The organism is Prosthecobacter sp., from assembly GCF_044236155.1.
In the GTDB taxonomy this organism is placed as follows: Bacteria; Verrucomicrobiota; Verrucomicrobiia; order Verrucomicrobiales; family Verrucomicrobiaceae; genus Prosthecobacter.
Genome location: NZ_JBIIHA010000002.1, coordinates 433,966 through 453,440 on the forward strand (window position 1 = coordinate 433,966; position 19,475 = coordinate 453,440).

A 19,475-nucleotide genomic window follows, 5' to 3' on the forward strand; every position below is an offset into this window, starting at 1 on the left:
CTGACTTCGAGAAGGAGGCTTTTTCTCTTCAAAGAAGCAGGGCGCAGTGCAGCGCATAAACCGGCGGCGTGCTTCGCGGCGGCCCGTGATCGTGACGGGGCGCGATCTGGCTGCTGGAAGCGGTGAAAGCCGGCCTGGCGGTGGATTCGTGCCACGCGGGCTGAAACAACGGCTTTAACTCAGGAACAGGCGCTTTGACCGCCGTGACGGTCAAATCCCGCATGTCTTCGTGCCTGGCGCAGGGGCATTTTTTGTCGTCTTTTTGGGGCGCGGAAGATTCATCACCGCAATGTCCGCTCATGGCGCAGCAGGCGGTTTGTTCCGGCTTCTGGCTCTCGCCTGCGCAGCACCAGCACACCGGCAGGGCGATGCAAAAGCTGAGAAGGAAGGCTGTGAGGTACCGGATCATCGTGAGTGTATGCGATGGTAAGACACCAGCGGATGCCCGATATTCCCAAAAACTTTGCGCCAATCTTGCGGTCTTTCTGCGCGCAGGTCAGCGGAAGCTCTTTGCAAAGTCGTCGGACGTCGCTTTGGCGACGACCTTGGTCTTCTGGAAGGTGCTTTTTTCGCCTTTCTCGATGAGGATGCGCTCGTAGTCGGCGCTGCTCATCGGAAGCTCGATGGTCTTGTCCTGCCAGGTGGACAGGAGGATCGCATTGGCGAGTTCCACGCTGCGGATGCCTTCCTCGGCGGGCGAGAGGAGCTTTTCGCCCTTCAGGATGGCGTTGGTGAAGTTTTGCAGGATCTCGACGTGCTGGCCGCCGCTTTCGGCGACGGGAATGTCCATGTGCCAGGATTCGGGCATGGCGAAGGCGGCCTCCGCCTCCATGCAGAATTTGCTCATGGGCACGCGATTGCGTTGGAAGTGGATGCGTGTTCCGTCGGTGACTGTGAGACGGCCCTGCTCGCCGGTGATTTCGAGCTTGTTCACGCCCGGAGCCTCGCCGGTGGAGGTGACGAAAGTGGCGGTGGTGCCATTGTCGTATTGCAAAACGGCGGTGACGTCGTCTTCGACCTCGATCTCATGGAATCGGCCGAACTGGCAGAAGCCGCGGACTTTTTGCGGCATGCCGAACATCCATTGGAAGAGGTCGAGATTGTGCGGGCACTGGTTCATGAGCACGCCGCCTCCCTCTCCCTTCCAGGTGCCGCGCCACCCGCCGGTGGCGTAGTAGTAGTTCGTGCGGAACCAGTTGGTGACTTCCCAGTGCACACGACGGACGGCGCCGATCTCACCGCTGTCGATGAGGTCCTTGACCTTCTTGAAGCAGGCGTTCGTGCGCATGTTGAACATGGCGGCGAAGATTTTGCTCTTGTCCGTGTGCGCGGCGATCAGGCGCTCGCAGTCGGCCTTGTGAACGGAGATAGGTTTCTCGACGAGCACATGCAGCCCGGCCTTCAGCGCCTCGATGCCGATGGTGGTGTGGCTGAAATGCGGCGTGCAGATGAGGATCGCGTCGATATGACCGCTGCGGATCATCAGGTTGACGTCTGTGAAGGCTTTCTCACCCTCGATCAAGTTTGGCAGCGTGCCGACGCTTTCGCACAGCGCGGTGACGCGCAGCCCGGGGACCTTGCCCGAGCGAATGTTCGCAAGGTGTGCCTTGCCCATGTTTCCGAGTCCAACGATGCCAATTCTGACGGTTTCCATGAACGCGAGCCTAGCAGGCGGGGTGGGACGGTCAAGCGACTCAACAGTTGCGCGTCGTGGTCCGCGCGACACTTTTCCGCATGCGACCGCCACGCAGCCTCAACCTCTGCATCATTGCCATCGCGGGATGGCTGTCGGCGCTGCTCATCAGACCTCTCATGGCAGACGACCTCCGCATCGGCATCATCGGCCTCGACACCTCGCATTCGGAGCAGTTCACGCTGCGGCTGAACGACCCGGCCAACCCCAACCACATCCCCGGGGCGCGTGTCGTCGTCGCCTTTCCCGGAGGCAGCCCAGACATCGAGGAGAGCAAGTCTCGGCTGGAGGGTTTTACTGCCACGCTGCGTGACAAATTCGGCGTGCGCATCGTCGGCAGCGTGGCCGAAGCCTGCAAGGACGTGGACGCCGTCATGCTCCTCAGCCTCGAAGGGCGTCCGCGGCTCGAGCAGATGAAGCAGATCATTCGCGCAGGCAAACCGGTGTTCATGGACAAGCCGGTGGCCGCGTCATTGAAGGATGCCGTCGAAATCTACAAGCTCGCCGCCACCACCCAGGTGCCGGTCTTCAGCGCCTCCGCCATCCGCTGGTATCCAGGCGTGCTGGAGGTCGCGAACGCGGAAAAGACACCCGCCCGTGGCGCCATCTCCTACGGCCCGGCGCATGTGCTGCCGCATCATCCCGATCTCTTCTTTTACGGCATCCATCCGGCGGAGGCGCTGTTCACGGTCATGGGCTCTGGTTGCCTGACTGTCACCCGCGTCACCACGCCCTCGGCCTCCATCGTCACCGGTTTGTGGACTGGTCATCGCACCGGCACGCTGCATGCCATCCACGATGGCGCGAAGGCCTACAAGCTCATCCGCTTCGGCGATACGCAGGTCTTCGAGCAGAAATCCGAGGGCGATTACACGCCGATGCTGCGCGAGATCGTGAAATTCTTCCAGACCAAGCAGCCGCCTGTCAGTGCGAAGCAGACGCTCGAAATCTATGCCTTCATGGAGGCTGCCGAGGAGAGCAAACGTCGCGACGGCAAGTCCATCTCCCTGCGCGAAGTCATGGTCAAGGCCGGTGCGCCCGAAGCTTGGCTGCCCGAGGACGGCAAAGCGAAGCCTCCTGCGCCGCAATCCGGCCCCAAAGGCCTGCCGCAGCCGGGCGGGACGTGAATCATTCCGCATTCTGCACCTGCTCGCGGATCTTTTCGAGCTCCGTCTTCGCGGTGACGACGTGATGGGCGATCTCGGCGTTGTTGCACTTCGAGCCCATCGTGTTGAACTCGCGGAAAAACTCCTGCAGCAGAAAATCCAGACTGCGGCCCGAGGGCGTGTCGGCGTCGAGATAGGAGCGGAACTGCTTCACATGGCTCGCGGCGCGAGTGAGCTCCTCGGAGATGTCCGTGCGGTCGGCGAAGAGGGCGATTTCCTTCACCAGGCGTTCGTCATCCAGCGGCACCGGCAGTCCGGCCTCCTCCAACCGCTGCCGCAGCAGCTTGCGCTGGTTCTCCGGCACGGTCGCGGCTTTGGATTTGATCGATTCGAGAAGTGACTCGATCACGCGCAGCCGTGCTTCGATGTCCGCTCGCAGACTCGCGCCCTCGGCGGCGCGCATGGAGTTCAATTGCTTCAACGCAGCGGCCAGCGCCTCCTGCACGAGCGGCCAGGCATCTTCCGTTGCGATCTCGGACTGCGCCTGGGTGATCACGCCAGGCAGGCGCGTGATGTCTGTGAGTGAAATCTCCGGCGGGACATCCAGTTTCAGCGCCAGCGAGTGCATGGCGTGGAAATAATGCGCCGCCAGGTCGTGATCGATGCGAACGGCTTCCGCCAAGGCGGCCGCCGCGTCCCGCCGCACGGCCACATTGACGCGTCCGCGTGAGACGGCGGCGGAGACCTCGTTGCGCACGGCGGTCTCCAGCTCGGACAGCTCGCGCGGCAGGTTCACGGCCACTTCGAGCTGCTTGCGGTTCACGGAGCTGCATTCCACGCACCACGTCACACCTTCGCGTTTTGCCTCGCCCCGGCCGAATCCTGTCATGCTTTTCATGGCCATCAGATGAAGCGGAATTTGACTTTGGCAAAGCCTTGGATCGCGATGTTTCAGATTCGTCGAGATTCTGGTTTGCATCGCCGCGCAGGCTCCCTAGTCTCGCGCCCCCATGGCAAAAGCAGCACTCGGCAAAGGACTCGGCGCCCTCATCTCCGCACCTGCGGCGGTGGCGGGAGTGTCGCGCCTGCCCGCGCTCGCCCAGCCCGCCCCGGGAGACGTGGTGAACCGCGTTTCGCTCGACCAGATCGTCCCCAGCCCGCTCCAGCCGCGCAAGGAATTCCAACCCGAACATCTCGCCGAGCTCATGGAGTCCATCCGCGAGCACGGCATCATCCAGCCGCTGATCGTCCGCCGCGTGAACGGCAAGCTTGAGCTCATCGCCGGAGAACGCCGTTTCCGTGCCTCCCGCGAGCTTGGCCTTAAGGAGCTGCCAGTTATCGTCCGAGAGGCGTCCGACAAGGACGTGCTGGAGATGGCGCTCATCGAAAACCTCCAGCGTGAGGGGTTGAACCCCATCGAAGAGGCGCAGGCCTACTCCCGGCTCGCGAAGGATTTCAGCATGCGGCAGGAGGACATCGCCCAGCGCGTCGGCAAGAACCGCGCCACCGTGGCGAACACGATGCGCCTGCTCGACCTGCCGCAGAATGTGCGCGACATGCTCGCCACCTCGAAGCTTTCCACCGGCCATGCGAAGGTGCTACTGATGCTGAAAAACGGCACGGAGCAGGAGCGCGTGGCGCTGCAGATCCTAACGAAAAGCCTCACCGTCCGCGCCACCGAGAAAGTCGTCGATGCCATCCTGCATCCGCCGCCTCCGCCGAAGCCTAAACCGGCCGAAAACGAGTTCTCCCGAGCCATCGAGGCCGTGGAGCAGAAGCTCATCCAGCATCTCACGACGAATGTCAGCATCCACCATGCTGAAAAGAAGGGGAAGATCGAAATCGACTACTACGGCGTCGATGACCTCAACCGCATCCTCGCGGTTCTCGGTGTCGAGGAGGAGGCGTTCGCTGGAGATTAAAAAGGCGCCTTGCAGGCTGCCTAAATGATGAACGACGAATGACGAATGACGAACCCAGAACGTTGTTCATCCTGATGAAGCTCTTCCGCATTCACTCTGCATTCGCCATTGATTCACTTCGCTCACCCCTGCGGGGCAGCCTGCGGCTGTCTGTCTTGCTTTGCGCGGCTCTGGTTTCGTCATTCCTCGCCAGTTGCAGCCCCGCAAACACCCCGGTGGCCGGCGATGACACCGACGTCCGCGAATTCCTCACCCGCTACTTCTCCACCTGGTCCGCGAAGGACATGGACGGCTACGGTGCTTGCTTCCACGAGCAGGCCCGCGTCACTTTCGTGCATCAGGGCGCGCCGCAGACCCAGGGACTCACCGATTTCCTGCATGGACAGAAGCTCTGCCACGCCACCGCGTCGGTTCCGATGACCGAGGTGCCCACGGACATGAAAATCCTCCGCGATGAGCGCACCGCGCAGGCCAGCGTGCGCTGGAAGCTTACCAAGGGCCCCGAGATCACCACCGGAACCGATTGCTTCACGCTCATCAAGACCCCCGCCGGCTGGAAAATCATGAGCCTCGTCTTTTACAACGACTGAGCATTAACCGCGAACAGCGAACCAACAGCATGTCACGCACCACATTCAAAAAACAGGAGCCTGCGGCAGAGGCGGGCTCCTCCAGCAGCAAAGGCACGCGCATCTTCCTCGGCATCTCCTGCTTCCTTGCCGGAGCGGCGATGATGGTCATCGAAATCTGCGCCTACCGCCTGCTCGCGCCGTTTTTCGGCAACAGCGTTTACACCTGGACCGCGCTTATCGGCGTCATCCTCATCGCGTTCAGCGCGGGCGGATATCTCGGCGGCCATCTCGCGGACCGGAAGATGGCGCTCGATCTTCTTGGCTGGCTGCTGGCCGGCTCCGCGGTGCTCACCTTCTTCATTCCGGCGCTGCACACAGTGTTCGCGCTCAGTTTGAGCGCGAAGGGGCTCATCGCCGGACCGGTGATGATTTCACTGCTGCTCTTCGCGATTCCCGGCGTGCTCCTCGGCGCGGTGTCGCCTGCGGCGGTGCGGTTTTACAGCCTCACACTCAAGGACACCCATGTCGGCGCGGCGGCCGGCACGATTAGCATGCTGGGTTCGCTCGGCAGCTTCGTCGGCACCTTCCTCTCCGGCTTCTTCCTGCTCTCCACCTTCGGCGTGCGCAGCATTTTCTTCGGCACGGCGGCGGTCCTGCTGCTGCTGGCGGCCATCGCGTTCTTCCTCGCCAAAAACTCGCTCAAACAGCAGGCGCCGGTGCTTTTGAGCGGCGTTTTCGCCTTTGGCATGAGCTGGATGACCGCGCCGAAGCCCAAGCCAGGTGTCATCTTTGAACACGAGTCGTTTTATCACCACATCGAGGTCAGCGAGCAGCAGGACGGTGATGTGACCCGCCGAGTGCTCCAGCTCGACTCGACGATGGAGGGCGGCATGGACGCGAAAACCGGCGACCTCATCCTCCCGTATCAGGAATACTGGAAGCTCGCCCTGCTGCGCGAACCGGCGAAGGTCGGTAGCGCATTGTTCATCGGCGCAGGTGCCTTCGGCATGCCGGAGAACGTCTCGCGTGAATTCCCAGACGCCGCCGTCGATGTCGTCGAAATCGACCCGCAGGTCATCGAGGTCGGCCGCAAATTCTTCAAGCTCGACGAGCATCCGCGGGTGAAAGCCCATGCCGGCGACGCGCGCCGTTTTCTGCTGCAAAGCGAAGGCAAAAAATGGGACCTCATCTTCGGCGACGCCTACAACGGCATCCGCCAGATCCCACCGCATCTCGCCACGCAGGAGTTTTATCAGCAGGTCGCCGATCATCTGGAGCCGAAGGGTGTCTTCATTATGAACGTCATCTCCGCCCTCAAGGGACCGAAGGCCGAGCTGACCTCCGGCATGCTCGCCACCGTGCGCAAGGTGTTTCCTCACGTTGAAATCTTCGGCGTCGGCTTCCGTCACGAAGAGACTCAGAATGTCATCCTCATGTGCTCGCGTGAGAATTTGAAGCCCCTGGTCGAGGAACGCTACGTCACCGCAGGCTCCTGGCAGGAGCGCCTCATCCGCTCGCGCATCCCCGCGGGCACCGTTCCGCGTTCAGAGATCGTCTTCACCGACGACCATAATCCCGTCGATGCCATTATCGCCCGCGGATTGCTGGAATAAAAGAAGCGAGGCCATCCTGACCCAGGTTTGAGGAATCAGAATGATCCTTCTCCTATTTTAACGGCTTCGCCGCCGGGGCCAGCGCCGGGGCCACAAACGCGTCGAACACCAGCACGCCCTTGAGCGCGTCCACCGCGCGTTCGAGCTGATTGTCACCGAGATTGGCGAGTTCGAGCGCTGCCGCCTCGCCCGTGCCGTGTGAAGCCCGCCATTTCGCGACGCGGCTTTCTTCCTCCGAGGTCAGCGCGGAGATGATGTTTGGCTCCACGCCGTTCTCATGGATCGTGCGATGGCCCGGCGTGTAATATTTCGCCGTCGTCAGCCGCATCGCCGCGCCGTTCTTCATCGGCAGGATCGTCTGCACGCTGCCTTTGCCAAAGCTCGTCGTGCCCACGACAATCGCGCGCTTCAAATCCTGCAGCGCGCCCGCCGTCAGTTCGCTCGCGCTCGCGCTGCCGTGGTTGATCAGCACGGCGATGGGATACTTGCGCGGCTCCTTGCCGTTGCGCGAAGGCGTGCGGAACGGTGGCGGATTCTGCGAGGCCACGCGGCCCTCGGTCGTCACCACCACGGTGCCTTCCGGCAAAAACTCGCCGCAGATCGCCACCGCGCTGTCCACCAGGCCGCCGGGATTGTTCCGCAGATCGAGCACAAAGGCCTGCATTCCGCCTTTTTCGAGCTCATCGAGCGCCTTGCTCAGCTCGCCCGCCGTGGGCGCGTTGAATTGCGAGATGCGCGTGTAGCCGATCTTGTAGTCACCCGCCATTTTTGGCGAGAGCAGCATCGCGTCATGCACGGACGTCTCCGCGAGCGTCTCGTGCTTCACCTTGAACTCCAGAAACTGCTTGGTGCCCGGCCGCCGCACCGCGAGACGCACCTCATCGCCTGTTTTGCCCTTGAGCAGTTGCATCGCCTCCATCACGCCGACCGAGTCCGTGAGCACATCGTTGATGCGCACGAGCTGGTCGCCGGCCAGCACGCCCGCCGCTCCGGCCGGACCATCCTCGCGCACGGTGATGATCGTGAGCTGGTTCTGCCGCAGGGCGATCGTGATGCCGATGCCCTCGGAGGTGTCGCTCTGCTCGCGCTGCATGTCCTCGAAGAGCGATTTGCCCATGTACTCGCAATGCGGGTCCAGCCGGCGCAGCATGCCCTCCAGCGCTCCTTCCACCAGTTCCGCGTAGGTGATCTTCGATTCGTCCACGTAATTCTGCCGCACCATTTCCATCGCCCGCGTGAGCATCTCAATCTGCACATAAGCATCCTCCGGTGGCGGTTTCACCGGCGCTGCAGCGGGCTTCGGTTCGGCTTTGGGCTCCTCTTTGGACGCGGGAATGGCCTCCGCTGGTTTCACGACAGGCTTTGGCGCAGGACTTGCGGCCGGCGCGGGAACCGGAGTCGTCGGGGCCGCGTGCAGGCACACGCTGGCAGCCAGAAGGAAAAGAAATGCGGAAACACAACGCATGGCGGCACAGTGCATGAATCGGCGCGTTGGAACAGGGGAAATTCAGGCGGCCGGCGAAGTGGTCACTCCAGCGTGATCCCATGCCAGTAGGCGAACTCCCAGGCCCAGCCGTTGGCGTGGGCTTCGAGGCGCAGGGTGATGTCCTGGCCCTTCCACTTCGCCAAATCGACCTGCACGGTCTTCCAGCGTGGCTTTTCGTGGTCCACCGTCACCGCCTTGACCTCTTGACCATTGACCACGGCCTTGACGAGCCAGTCGCCGCGATCATCGGCGGCCACGCTGAACTTCAATTTCGTCTTCTCGACCTTCAGTTGCCGCTCAAAGCTCGCGGGCGTCTTTTTGTCGGTGAACGGATGCAGGAGCAGCACATTCGTTTTGCCGTGGTATTCGGCGAGTTTGACCGGTGTGCGCTCGAAATCGGGCGCAGAGACCTTCCAATCGGGATTCCACAGGCTGACGCTCTCCCAGTCGATGGCGCGCCAGTTGGTCTTTTTCGGCTGTGAGGCCGTTTCAGGCAGTTCGACGCCCTGGATGAGCAGTTTCTTCTTTTCGGGCGTGAGCGGGCCTTCTTCCGGTGGGGCCAAAATATACCAGATGAGGTCGCGGAAGGCTGCGTCGGGCAAATTGCCGAAGCCCATCGGCATGAGGCTTTGCTTGGTGTTCGTGAGCGTGGCGATTTGATCGCGCGACACGATCTGCGCCGCGCCACCGGCTCCGAGCAGCTTCACGTGCCCCGGCGTGTCCTCCACGATGCGTCCGGCGAGTGTGCGGCCGTCCTTCGTGCTCACCGTGATGTTTTCGTAGCCGTTGCCGATGATTTGGTTGGGGTCGATCACGTTCGCGAGCAAGGCATCGAGATTGCTGCGTCCGCTGCCGATCAAATCCGGCCCCACCTTCTGCCCGCCGCCGTGGAATTCGTGGCAGACCATGCACGTCGCCGTGAACATGAGCTTGCCGTTCGCGAGGTCCGGCTCGCCCGTGAGGCAGGCCTGCTTCTTCTGCGCGATGAGCGATTTCACATCGTCAGACGAGTCCTGCCATGCCCCGAGCACTTGGAAGGCGAGATCGCGGATGCCCTTGTCCTTGCTCGTCGCCAACGCCCGACGCACCGGAGCCGGGAAGCCGCTCGCGGGCACCTTTTTCTCCGAGATGGCGTTGAGGAGGGCCTTGGTCCAAGTCCCGCGGCTCGCGAGTGCTTCGATGGCGGCAGTGTGGTGCAGTCCTCTGGACTGCGGATCGGAACGCAGGCCGGAGGCCTGCACCACATTAAGCAGCGGCTCGATGAATTCATCCCCACCCAGCTCCGAAGCCGCGCGAATCGCCGCCACGGCAACTTCCGGTCCATGAGCACCGAGGCCATCGCGGAGCAGTTGAAGCAGCGACTGGCGATAAACCGGTGTTCTGACGCCGCGCAGCCGTTGCAGTGCCTCGATCACTTCCTTGCTCGGAGCCTTCGCCGTCGTCAAAACCGCCGCGAGGCTCGTTATTGCCTCCTCATCGCCCCACAGCACCGCGAGCGTGAATGCGTGCTTGCGAACGTCCGCGTTCGGCGACGCACGCCACTTCGCGAGGCTGGCGGAGACATCCTTCACCGGTTTGATCACGCCGCCTTCCTGGCCTTTGACGAGACCATCGAGCGCATGAGCGAGGAGGATGTCGTGCGCTGCGATCTTGTCGCAGAACTCGACGGCGAGATCGAGGTTCTCCGCTTTGCGTGTGTCACAGAGCCTGCGCATGGCTTTGTGGGAGAGGACGCGGGAGAGGGGTTGGGTGGTTGGAGCCAATTCGGCAAGCCACAGACTCGCAGATTTAGAATTGATGGCGAAATCGTGCTCGACAGCCATCCAGACTGAAAAGGCCAACCGGGAGTCGGCTTTCGGATTCGAGATTAGAATGGGCGTGACAATCTCTTTTGGGTCTGCGGCTGCCACTTCGATCTGATCAACAGTCAGCGGCATGCCCGCCAACTGTCTTGCAGCAACGGCAACGGCTGCCTGAACGAGGGGATCGGAGCTTTTGGCGACTCGATCGAGCCAGCTAGGTGTAGGCATATCGCTTGGGCCGGCCTCACCCTCGGCGCGAATCACGGCAAGCTGAATGGAAGGACTTGAGTCAGCCACGAAGACCTCTGAAAGCTCAACGTCCACATTGTTAAGCAAATTTAAAATGCTCATCGTCCAGATGGATTCCAGTCTGGAATGAATCGAGGCTCGAGATTGAACCAGTCTCGTGAGTTGAGCTTTTGCGGAGGAATCTCGGCGTTCCACCAGCATCCGCCTCGCCATTCGGCGCATCCAGTTGTTGGGATGCTCCAGGGTTTTGACGAGGTCGGCGGTGGGGAGTTTTTTGAGGTCGAGGTTGGCGTGGTCGCGGCTTGGCGTAGAACGAGTTTTCGAACTCGTTTCAACGGACTGGAAAGTCCGTTCTACGGTCACGACCCGCCAAATCCGCCCATATTGGCGGTCCACGCCTTCGGGGTTGGCTTTGGCGTTTTGGTAGCAGGGATACTTGTCGCACCAGTCCATGATCCAGAGGAAGCCATCGGGGCCAGTTTGGGTGCTGACGGGGCGGAACCAGCCGTCGTTGGCGCGGAGGAAGTCGCGACGCGGCTCGCATTTGAACGTGGCATCGACGGGCGTGAGCACTTCCTCGTGGATGGCATTGTCGTGGATGTTGCCGATGAAGGCGTGGCCGTGCGTGTCGGCGGGATAGCGACCGCCTTGGTAAATCTGCACGCCGGCATACGCGGCGCGGAAATGTTTGTGCTTCACGATGCTGGGAAGCTGCTCGTAGGCATACGGATTCTCCGGCGCACCGCCCTGGCGCACGTAGATGCCGCCGGGAGCCATGTGGAAGAAATGATCGATGACGCACGCGCTGACGAAGAAGTTCCCCGCCGCGTCGTAATCGCAGCCCCAGGGATTGCTGGTGCCATCAGCGAAGACTTCGAATTCCCAGGAGGGTGAGGCAGGCACTCCTGCCTGCCCTTCTTTGCGGGCAAGAGTGCCCGCATCACTTCGCATCGGCCTCGCGCGCCCAATCCCCGCATCAAACTTGAAGCCCTGGCTCTCCGGCTGGCCGGGGCGGCGGACTTTGCTGTTCGTGAAGACGCCGTGCGTCATGTAAAGCCAGCCATCGGGGCCCCAGGTGAAGCTGTTCACGAGCTCGTGCGTGTCCTCGCGGCCAAAGCCGGTCAAAACGACACGCCACGCGTCGGGTTTGTCGTCGCCATCGGCATCGCGGAAGTGGATCAAATGCGGCTGCTGGCCGATGTAGATGCCGTCATCGCCGCAGAGGATGGCGGAGGCGAGATTGAGGCCCTGCACGAAGACGGTGCGCTTGTCGGCTGCGCCGTCGTTGTCGGTGTCTTCGAGGATGATGACGCGGTCGCGGGGGATTTCTGATTTCTGATTTTTGATTTCTGATTTGGGCAGGCAGATCGCAGGCACCGGGTGGTATTGGTCGTCTTTGGCCTCGCCACCGAAGGGAGCGGGGTGTGGGGAGCCGTTCGGGTATTCGTAGGCTTCCACGACCCACAAACGACCGCGATGATCCCAGGTCATGGCGACGGGATTTTGCACCATCGGCTCATGCGCGAAGCAGCGGACCTCGTAACCTTCCGGCACGGTCATTTTCGCCCGCGCCTGCTCTGGCGTGGGGCATTCGTTGGTTGTGGGCAGGTAGGTGCCGGTGAGTTCTTTGCCTTGGGCGAGGAGATGCGTCGTGAGCAGACAAAGCGGGAGAAAGAGAAGCGGGCGCATGATGAGATCGGTTTTGTATCAGGAACTACGGGACGACGACAAGCGTGATGTCAGGTGTGATGGAAAAGAGGACGATTTACCCCGCATTTTTCTGTGCTGTTGGTCCTGTGGAAATTGGATACAAAAGCAGGATCGTCGCTTGCAAAAGCCGAATGGATCAGCCTCCGGCGTCTTAACGACAAAGTTCGGCAGACCCGCTTGTTCGAGGCTTTCCAAAGATATGTTGTTGGCCGCCGGACGATGTCTCCAACAAGATGGGATCAGCGACATCACACCTCCAAAACTGCACGCTCCTGATTTTGGCGGCAGGCTTGCAGAAATGTGATGAAATCGCGGATTGAACAAATTGCACGAATCTCGATGAAGCTCGGAGAAGGGCATCTAAACATAGTACGATTCAATCAAAACCTGCCGGGGTCATTGACTGAATGGAGCCGCACAACTCCAGCGCCAGCAAACCGATCTGGGAGTGCTCGCCCATGCCCCGCACCTTTTGGGTGGCAATTTCCCCCATTTATCCTTTCAAAAGCCAATGGCCAATCGAAGCTGCTCAGCATCATGACCCGCCTCTCATTCATCTTCCTCTGCGCTTTCCCCATCTCTGCGCTCCAAACCATCGCCGCCGATGCCTCCAAGACTGCCGAGCAAGTCCATGCCGAGATCTGGCGTCGCTTCATTGATAAACACGGCATCATGATCGACTTCGCCGACATGGGCGGCAAGGTTTCGCTGCCCACACCGGAGGAGTGCAAGGCGGGTAAACCCAACGCGCTGGGCTGGTGGGCGCCGATCGAGAACGGGGCGATGTTCAACGGGCTTTACATGGACGCGGCGGTGAACCGCTGGAAGCGCACGAAATCGGCGGAAGATGGCATCAAGGCCCGCAAGCTGATGGAAGGCCTTCTTTTACTCAACTCGATCAGCGATGTGAAGGGCTTCGTCGGTCGTGGCGTGAGCACGGATGGCAAGTCGCATTATCCGATGGGCTCGAATGACCAGACGATGCCTTGGTTCCTCGGCCTGTGGCGCTACTGGGAGTCGGAGCTTGCCACGCAGGAAGAGAAGGCACGGATCGTGAAGCACCTCGTTGAGACGGCGGAGGAGATCGTGCGCCTCGGGTGGAAAATGCCAGCCGAGGAGCCTTTCAAAACGCGAGGCAGCTTCAACGGCTTCCACTTTGAGGAGGCGGCCCGGATGCTTTTCACCATGAAGATGCTGCATCGCGTCACCGACGATGAAAAGTGGCGCGCGATGTATCTGGCAGAGCTGGAGAAGCGCGGCGGCGAGAAGAACCAAAGCAAGCGCGAGCTGTGCGCGGGAGGCATGGTCTTTTGGTACTCTAAACGGCACAACTGGACCTCATGCGCAGCAGTGGGCGGCTTGCGCGGCCTGTGGGAGCTGGAGACGAATGCGGATTTCAAGACGGACTTCGCCAAGGGCCTTGTCGCGAGCGCCAAACTGGCCGCGGAGAGCCTTTCATTGGCGCAGCAATTCGACAACGCTGACACGAGCCGCTTCGAGATGGACTGGCGCGTGATGAACAAGGAATGGAAGCCGCAGACCACCGAGCACGAGGCGCAAAACCTCGCCCTGACACAGTTGAAAAGCTTCCTCAAAGTGGCGCCGCGTCGTGCCAAGGAGACCGCATTTGTCCGTGAACCCACCGCCGCCGCCTGGATCGTCACCCTCTGTCCCGATGCCGCTGTGTTGGAGCAGCATGCATCCGACGTGGAGAGGGTCATCGCGCATTACGACTACGCGAAGCTCTATTACTCGCAGTTCTTCTGGGCTGAGATGGCCTGGGAGCGGCTGAAGAATGCCCGGTGAGCGGACGTTTTTCCTGCACATGAAACATCTCATCGCATTCCTGCTGCTCGCAGCCTCACCGTCCTTCGGACAGCAACTGTCCGCGCAGAAGCAAATCATCCTTTCCAATGCCGGGAAAAGCGAGGTCGAGGTGAAGCTCGACCAGCCCTACGCGGGCAATGAGAATCCGAAGCAGATGGTGGATGTGTATCTCCCGAAGAAGCGGAACAGCGACAAGCCGCTGCCGGTCATCGCGATGATCCATGGCGGCGGTTGGGTGAATGGCGATCGCATCGGCTATGCTTCCCTGGGCATTCAGCTCGCACGCACCGGTGACTATGCTGCCGTGGGCGTCGGCTATCGTCTCACGAAGGAAGCGCGCTGGCCCGCACAAGCTCACGATTGCAAGGCGGCGATCCGCTGGATCCGCGCGCACGCGAAGGAACTCGGACTCGATGCGGACAAGATCGCGGTGTGGGGCAGCTCGGCGGGCGGGCACCTATCCTCGCTGCTCGGCACCAGCGGCGACGTGAAGGAACTGGAAGGCGATCTCGGTCCGAACACGAGCTTCAGCAGCCGCGTGCAATGCGTGGTGAACCTCTGCGGCCCGGAGGACTTCACGCAGGCGCTCATGTTTGACAAAGAAGGCCAGCCCATCTGGAAGGACGACGCGGTGAGCGGCCTGCTCGGCGGCAATGCACCGGACAAGCCTGCCGAAGCGAAGGCAGCATCCCCATTGACGCATGTGAGCAAGGATGATCCGCCCTTCATCACCTTCCACGGCACGAAGGACCAGCGCGTGGCCTTCCTGCATGCGGAGGTCATTCACGCCGCGCTGCAAAAAGCCGGCGTCAACTCGCTGCTCGTGCCGATCACCGATGGCGGCCACGGCTCCGTCAGTCATCCGGAGGTGAAAGTGCGCGGGCAGCAGTTCACGGACAAAATCCTGCGCGGCATTGAGTCCACCATCGACACGACGCCGCTCGAGGCGTTGTCAGAGCCGACGAAGAATCAATAGCCACGAAGGAGAGCCCGTTTCCGTGGCGTATTCCAGCCGCATGAAACTCGTCCTTTGTGTCCTTCTTGTCCCCTCGGTCCTTGTCGCCGCGACCACGCCCGCCCCGAAACCGAAGCCTGCGTTTCAATATAAATCGGGCGATATCAAGGTGAGCATTCCAAGCGCGGACGAACCGCGTGTGATCAAATTTGGCCCGGAGTCTGTCAAGGCGGCCGTGAAGTATCTGGATGATGGCTCGACGTGTTGGGTGCGCGAGAAAAGCTGCGTGAACTGCCATACGACAGGGCCTTACCTCAGCGAGCGGCCTGCCTTGATCCCGCAACTCGGCAAGCCGAGCGAGGAAATCGTGGCGGACTTCATCGAGTTCGTGCCGAAGGACATCAAAGAGGTGAAGGAGACAGCCACGAAGAGCGGTTACAAGCACATGCCGGGCGCGTTTTCGGCTGTGTGGCGTTCACTAGGCCTTGCGGAGTGGGACAAGCATCTCACCGGTAAGACGAGCGAGCACACCGAGAGGTCGATCCGCGACATGTTTGAGCGCCAGGCGGCCAGCGGAGCCTTTGTGAGCCATGGCGAGGTCGAAATCCCGCACATCACGACCGACTTCGAACTCTCACTGCAAGCCGTGCGCACCATCACCTCGGCCCCCGGATGGCTTTCCGGCCTCAAGGACGAAAAACTGATCGCGAAGGTCGAAAAGCTCAAAGCCTGGCTGCGCAGCGCGGAGCCGAAAAATGACTGGGATCGCGTTTTGAGCCTGCAACTGGCCTTTTACATGCCGGAGCTCGTTTCTGCCGAGAAACGCGATTCCGCGCTGAAGCTGCTCTCCTCCAAACAATACGCCGACGGCGGCTGGAGCACGCGTGACTTCTCCGCGCTCGATGACTGGCACTTTGAGGTGAGCGACACCGTCAAAAAGCTCATCACCGGCCTCCCCGATGCCGCAAAGCCGGAGAGCGATGCCTACATGACCGCGCTCGCCATCGTGCTGATGCGTCAAAGCGGCGTTCCGGCGAAGGACGAGCTCCTGCAGAAGGCTGTGACCTGGCTCAAAAAGGAGCAGCGCGTCTCCGGCCGCTGGTGGATGCACTCGCTTTACCGCGGGAACTACCACTACAGCACCTACATCGCGACATGTCAGGCGTTGAAGGCGCTGGCACTGTGCGGTGAGCTCGATGCCGCGAAGCCTTCAACGGTCGCCCGCTGAACGCTTCCGGTATGCGCCGGGTGAAACGCCGATGCGTTTGCGGAAATGCTGGGAGAAGCTGCTTTGATCGACAAAGCCGCACTGAGTCGCGATCTCGCTTGCGGAAAGCGCGGTCTGCTCCAGCAGCTTGGTCGCCTCCAAAACACGTGTGCGAATCAGAAACTCCTGCGGCGTGATGCCAAACGCGCTTTGAAAGCGCCGCTGAAGCTGGCGCAGCGATTGTCCGCAGGATTTTGCCACGTCTTCAATCAGCAGCGGCTTGGAGAACTCGCGCCGGATGATCTCCACGGCCTGGGCCACGGTTTGAAACACCGGCAGACGACGTTCCGCCTCATCGGGCCGTCGCAAGATGCCCATCACACCCTGCGCGCGGCGGCGTTTGTCGTAGAGAGGCAGCTTCGTCACCAAAAACCAGTCAGGCATGCCCTGCCGGTCCCACCACAGCTCGATGCGCTCGACGATTCGAGCCTTGCCGTCGAGGATGCGCTTGTCGTCATCCACATAGGCCTGCGCCATGCTGCCTGGATTGAGGTCGAAGTCGGTCATGCCGAGGATTTCCGTCTCGTCGCGCATCGAGTAGCGCTGCCGCAGCCCCTCGCTGGCGAACATGAGGTGCCCGTCGCGGTTCTTGGCGAAGAAATAGACGCCGGGGATGTGGTCGAACAAACGCTGGAACAACGTCGTCGGCTCCAGCGCGGCCATCCAGCGCTCCCGTTCGCGTTTCCAGCGCTCGATTACCGCCCGCGTGCGGCGGGGACGGTCGAGCGGTTTCAGCGGTGTCGCATTTCGCATCATCTTTGTCGTGACGAGGATGCGTGGCTTTGCTTTGCTGTGCAATCATGAAACCGATCGTCCAAATCAGCCTCGATCTCACGAACATCGACGAAGCACTCGAAACCGCAGCGCTCGCCCTGCGGGCCGGGGTGGACTGGCTGGAAGCCGGCACGCCGCTCATCCTCGCCGAAGGTTTGCATGGCGTCCGCGCCCTGCGGAAGGCTTTTCCGAGCACGCCGATCGTCGCCGACCTCAAAACGATGGATGGCGGTTATCTGGAGGCTGAAATGATGGCGAAGGCGGGCGCCACGCATGTCGTCGTGATGGCTCGGGCGCATGCGGAGACGGTGAAATGCGTCGTGAAGGCCGGGAAGGACTTCGGATGCAAGGTGATGGGCGATAACATGATCTGCGAAGACATGGTCGCCGGTGCCAAATGGCTCGAAGACCTCGGCTGCGACTACATCATTCATCACATCGGCTACGACGAACGCCGCGGCATCGCCGCCGCCGGCCACCGCATGCCCAGCCCGCTCGACAAGCTCCGCGAGGTCGTCCAGGCCGTGAAAGTGCCCGTGCAGGCCGTCGGTGGTCTCAGCCTCGAACAAGCCATCCAGTGCCCCAAATACGGTGCCCCTCTCGTCGTGCTCGGCGCCCCGCTTACCATTGATGCCGATGCTTTCAAAACCGCCGATGGCAATCTCGAAGCTTCCCTGCGCATGATCTGCGAGGCCGTGCATGCTCAAGACGTTCCCGCTTTCGAATAATCCGACCTCTTCCAACCATGAAATCCGCCGCCGTCGTCAACTTTGCGCCTGAAAAAGGCTCCGTCGAAATCCGTGAGATCGAAAAGCCAACCATCGGTGCCGAGGACGTGCTCCTCGAAGTCGCCAACGTCGGTGTTTGCGGCTCCGATCTGCATCAGTGGACCTCCGATCACTCCTGGCCGGTGAATTACCCCGTCGTGCTCGGTCATGAGTTCGGCGGACACATCGTAGAAGTCGGCAAGGACGTGGAAGGCTGGAGGGAAGGCGACCGCGTCGTCTCCGAGACCGCCGCCATCATTTCCAAAGACAACCCGATGACGCGTCGCGGCCTCTACAACCTCGACAGCACGCGCAAAGGCTTCGGCTACGGCGTGAACGGCGCGATGACGAAGTATGTGCGCGTGCCCAGCCGCATTCTGCATCATGTGCCGGATCACGTGCCCTTTGAGCAGGCCTGCCTCACCGAGCCCTGCTGCGTCGCCTACAATGCGGTCGTCAAAAACGCCCGCATCGAGCCCGGTGACCGCGTAGTCGTGCTCGGGCCGGGAACCATCGGCATCCTTTGCGCCGCCATGGCGAAACAATGCGGCGCTCAAGTCGCCATAGTCGGCCTCCAGCAGGATGCGCATCGACTTGAACTCGCCCGCAAGCACTACGGCTGCGAAGTCATCATCGGCGACGCGAAACCCTGGGCCATGGAACGCGACGGCCTCGGCTGCGACGGCGTGATCGACGCCGCCGGTGCCAGCATCACGCTCAAGATCGCGCTCGAACTCGTACGCCCCGCCGGATGGATTTCCAAAGTCGGCTGGGGACCGCAACCGCTCGGCTTCAACATCGACCCGCTCGTGCAGAAAAACATCACGCTGCAAGGCAGCTTCAGCCACAACTGGCCCATCTGGGAGCGCGTCATCGCCCTCATGAGCAGCGGCCAGTTCGACGTGAAACCCATCATCGGCGGCGTCTGGCCCGTCACCGAATGGCACGAGGCCTTCGAGAAAATGCACAAAGGAGAAGTGGTGAAGAGCGTGCTGCGGCCGGTGTGAGTTCGGTGAAGGTTTGTGCCTCCCGGGGCGTTCCTAACGCCCCATGAGACTCGCTTTCCTTTCCGCCGCCCTCCTCGCCACCACCGCTTTCGCTGCTGATTTTCCGCGCGTCATTTTCTCCGATGATTTCTCTGCCGAGGGCTTTGGCAAGGCTTGGGGGCACTACAAGAGCTCCAGCGTCGTCAAAGATGGCATGCTCATCGGCATCACGGCTCCAACATCCGACCACAGCGCGGTGGATAACATCAAGTTCACCGGCGAGAAGGATCTGCAGGTCGCCGTGAAGTTCCGCTTCACCAGCGACAAGGCGAAGAGCTTCAACGTGTGGTTTGACGACAAGAACTACAAAGGATCCCATGCTGGCCACATCTGCCAGGCCACGATTTCCCCAACCGGCGTGAACCTCGCCGATGCCAAAACCGGCGGCTTTGATCTCAGCAACGGGCTCTACGAACGCAAGAAGGCCAACCAGCTCACCGACGACGAAAAGAAGATGCTCGCCGGCAAGCAGAAGCGCATCCCGGCGAAGATCAGCCTCAATGAGTGGCATACCCTCGTCGTTACCACGCAGGGCGATAGCATCAGCGTCTCCATCGACGGCAAGGAAGTTGGCAGCTTTCAGTCCGCGGGCATCGCGCATGACACCAAGTCCCTTGTCAGCCTTACCACGAATCCAGTGGATGTGCATTACGACGACTTCAGCATCAAAGGCGTGGCGAAGTGAC

The 19,475-nt window shown here is 61.3% G+C and carries 16 protein-coding genes; 10 read left to right on the forward strand and 6 right to left on the reverse strand.

Annotation, left to right across the window (positions count from 1 at the left end; all coding sequences use genetic code 11):
* Positions 1 to 28: 28 nt before the first annotated feature.
* A complete protein-coding gene (locus ACILSE_RS03710; protein WP_395716004.1) occupies positions 29 to 409 on the reverse strand; it encodes a hypothetical protein in 381 nt (126 codons plus the stop codon).
* Positions 410 to 496: 87 nt separating this feature from the next.
* Positions 497 to 1,654: a Gfo/Idh/MocA family protein gene (locus ACILSE_RS03715; protein ID WP_395716005.1), complete on the reverse strand. Its 1,158-nt coding sequence runs from the start codon at positions 1,652 to 1,654 to the stop codon at positions 497 to 499.
* An 80-nt stretch (positions 1,655 to 1,734) separates the two neighbouring features.
* Here ACILSE_RS03715 and ACILSE_RS03720 point away from each other — a divergent pair, with 80 nt between their 5' ends.
* A complete protein-coding gene (locus tag ACILSE_RS03720) occupies positions 1,735 to 2,820 on the forward strand; it encodes a Gfo/Idh/MocA family protein (protein ID WP_395716006.1) in 1,086 nt (361 codons plus the stop codon).
* A 1-nt stretch (position 2,821) separates the two neighbouring features.
* On the opposite strand, the gene ACILSE_RS03725 is transcribed toward ACILSE_RS03720, so the two are convergent.
* Positions 2,822 to 3,697: a YicC/YloC family endoribonuclease gene (locus ACILSE_RS03725; protein ID WP_395716007.1), complete on the reverse strand. Its 876-nt coding sequence runs from the start codon at positions 3,695 to 3,697 to the stop codon at positions 2,822 to 2,824.
* A 112-nt stretch (positions 3,698 to 3,809) separates the two neighbouring features.
* Between ACILSE_RS03725 and ACILSE_RS03730 the strand changes: the two genes are divergently transcribed.
* The 3 genes from ACILSE_RS03730 to ACILSE_RS03740 all read left to right on the forward strand — a co-directional run bounded on the left by ACILSE_RS03730 (position 3,810) and on the right by ACILSE_RS03740 (position 6,906).
* Positions 3,810 to 4,721 (forward strand): ParB/RepB/Spo0J family partition protein, encoded by a 912-nt coding sequence (locus ACILSE_RS03730; RefSeq protein ID WP_395716008.1) that lies wholly within the window; start codon positions 3,810 to 3,812, stop codon positions 4,719 to 4,721.
* A gap of 74 nt (positions 4,722 to 4,795) precedes the next feature.
* Entirely contained in the window at positions 4,796 to 5,311 is a 516-nt protein-coding gene (locus ACILSE_RS03735; RefSeq protein ID WP_395716009.1) for a YybH family protein, read from the forward strand.
* A 29-nt stretch (positions 5,312 to 5,340) separates the two neighbouring features.
* Positions 5,341 to 6,906 carry a fused MFS/spermidine synthase gene (locus tag ACILSE_RS03740; RefSeq protein WP_395716010.1) on the forward strand — a complete coding sequence of 522 codons (1,566 nt, stop codon included), beginning with the start codon at positions 5,341 to 5,343 and terminating at the stop codon, positions 6,904 to 6,906.
* A 52-nt stretch (positions 6,907 to 6,958) separates the two neighbouring features.
* Here the strand turns inward: ACILSE_RS03740 and ACILSE_RS03745 are convergent, their stop codons facing one another.
* Both ACILSE_RS03745 and ACILSE_RS03750 read right to left on the reverse strand, forming a co-directional pair.
* Complete coding sequence (locus ACILSE_RS03745; protein WP_395716011.1) at positions 6,959 to 8,371, reverse strand: S41 family peptidase; 1,413 nt, start codon at positions 8,369 to 8,371, stop codon at positions 6,959 to 6,961.
* A gap of 62 nt (positions 8,372 to 8,433) precedes the next feature.
* Positions 8,434 to 12,132 (reverse strand): PVC-type heme-binding CxxCH protein, encoded by a 3,699-nt coding sequence (locus tag ACILSE_RS03750; protein WP_395716012.1) that lies wholly within the window; start codon positions 12,130 to 12,132, stop codon positions 8,434 to 8,436.
* Between the two features lie 558 nt (positions 12,133 to 12,690).
* Here ACILSE_RS03750 and ACILSE_RS03755 point away from each other — a divergent pair.
* From ACILSE_RS03755 to ACILSE_RS03765, 3 genes are read left to right on the forward strand one after another with little or no spacing between them, the layout of a single operon-like run.
* Complete coding sequence (locus ACILSE_RS03755; RefSeq protein ID WP_395716013.1) at positions 12,691 to 13,959, forward strand: hypothetical protein; 1,269 nt, start codon at positions 12,691 to 12,693, stop codon at positions 13,957 to 13,959.
* Positions 13,960 to 13,978: 19 nt separating this feature from the next.
* Positions 13,979 to 14,956, forward strand: a complete 978-nt coding sequence (locus tag ACILSE_RS03760; RefSeq protein ID WP_395716014.1) for an alpha/beta hydrolase fold domain-containing protein — start codon at positions 13,979 to 13,981, stop codon at positions 14,954 to 14,956.
* Positions 14,957 to 14,996: 40 nt separating this feature from the next.
* Positions 14,997 to 16,163: a prenyltransferase/squalene oxidase repeat-containing protein gene (locus ACILSE_RS03765; protein WP_395716015.1), complete on the forward strand. Its 1,167-nt coding sequence runs from the start codon at positions 14,997 to 14,999 to the stop codon at positions 16,161 to 16,163.
* Here the strand turns inward: ACILSE_RS03765 and ACILSE_RS03770 are convergent.
* On the reverse strand, positions 16,146 to 16,958 hold the full coding sequence (locus ACILSE_RS03770) for a helix-turn-helix domain-containing protein (RefSeq protein ID WP_395716016.1): 813 nt from the start codon (positions 16,956 to 16,958) through the stop codon (positions 16,146 to 16,148). The genes ACILSE_RS03765 and ACILSE_RS03770 overlap by 18 nt on opposite strands.
* Positions 16,959 to 17,002: 44 nt before the next feature.
* Here ACILSE_RS03770 and ACILSE_RS03775 point away from each other — a divergent pair, with 44 nt between their 5' ends.
* From ACILSE_RS03775 to ACILSE_RS03785, 3 genes are read left to right on the forward strand one after another with little or no spacing between them, the layout of a single operon-like run.
* Positions 17,003 to 17,704 carry an orotidine 5'-phosphate decarboxylase / HUMPS family protein gene (locus ACILSE_RS03775; protein ID WP_395716017.1) on the forward strand — a complete coding sequence of 234 codons (702 nt, stop codon included), beginning with the start codon at positions 17,003 to 17,005 and terminating at the stop codon, positions 17,702 to 17,704.
* A 17-nt stretch (positions 17,705 to 17,721) separates the two neighbouring features.
* Entirely contained in the window at positions 17,722 to 18,750 is a 1,029-nt protein-coding gene (locus ACILSE_RS03780) for a zinc-binding dehydrogenase (RefSeq protein ID WP_395716018.1), read from the forward strand.
* A gap of 43 nt (positions 18,751 to 18,793) precedes the next feature.
* Positions 18,794 to 19,474 carry a family 16 glycoside hydrolase gene (locus tag ACILSE_RS03785; RefSeq protein ID WP_395716019.1) on the forward strand — a complete coding sequence of 227 codons (681 nt, stop codon included), beginning with the start codon at positions 18,794 to 18,796 and terminating at the stop codon, positions 19,472 to 19,474.
* The last annotated feature ends 1 nt before the right edge of the window (position 19,475 follow it).